The organism is Arthrobacter sp. SPT-J7, assembly GCF_059089965.1.
In genome coordinates this window covers 1-908 of record NZ_JBNHFF010000488.1, presented here as the reverse complement: position 1 = coordinate 908, position 908 = coordinate 1, and the positions used below count along the sequence as shown (strand labels likewise).

At 70.5% G+C, this 908-nt stretch carries 1 protein-coding gene; it reads left to right on the top strand.

Annotation, left to right across the window (positions count from 1 at the left end; genetic code table 11):
• A partial coding sequence (locus tag AC5RWX_RS33800; RefSeq protein WP_494100503.1) for an aminotransferase class III-fold pyridoxal phosphate-dependent enzyme occupies nt 1-908 on the top strand: 908 nt, incomplete at both ends.

The following is a 908-nucleotide window of genomic DNA, read 5'->3' as shown; positions in this document are numbered from 1 at the left end:
GAGCGCAGCGCGCAGCTGCTCGGCGGCCTTCGGGACATCGCGCGGCGGTACCCTGCCGTCGTCACCGACGTCCGCGGACGCGGGCTGCTGCTCGGCGTGGAGTTGTCGGGCGACCTCGATCTCACCGGCGATCAGGGTCTGCTCGGCTCGCTGGCGGAGGGCGGCAACCTTGCCATGGCGGTGTGCAGCTACCTGCTCGAAGTGGAGGGGCTGCGCCTGGCCCCGACGCTGTTCGGCAATACCGTGCTGCGGGTCGAGCCCCCTCTCACCGTCACGGCCGATGAATGCGACGTGCTGCTGGCAGGAATGGAGCGCGCCGTCGCGATCGTCGCCGCAGGCAACACGGCCGCGTTGCTCGGCCACCTGCTGGGATCCCATGCCAACACGGCGGTGGATAGGAGCGCATCCGGGGTCGCCGCCCGCACTCCGTCGCGGACTCCGGAACCGGGACGGACGCGCTTTGCCTTCGTGGTGCACCCGCTCGATCCGGCTAGCTTGGCCGACTTCGACCCCTCCCTCGAGGGCTTCACCGATGCGCAGCACGTCGAACTGCTGGAGCGGTTCGATCGCGCCTCCTCGCTGCTGAATCCCGCACCCTTCGTGGTGGGCAGTGGCACCGTGGGCGGGGAAACGACTGTGCACGGCGAGCTGATCGGCGTTCCCTACACCGCGGAGCAGCTGCTGTCGCTTCCGACCGAGCGCGCCTGCGCGGTGATTAGCGACGCGGTCGAACTCGCTACGGATCGCGGTGCCGAGATCGTGGGGCTCGGGGCCTACACGTCGATCGTGACGAGCAATGCGGTAGGCCTCGGCGAGCAGCCTGTCCCGGTGACGACGGGAAACGCGTTCACTGCCGCGGCGAGCGTGCGCGCCGTGCTCGCGGCCGCCGCGGAGCGCGGTGTCGCGCT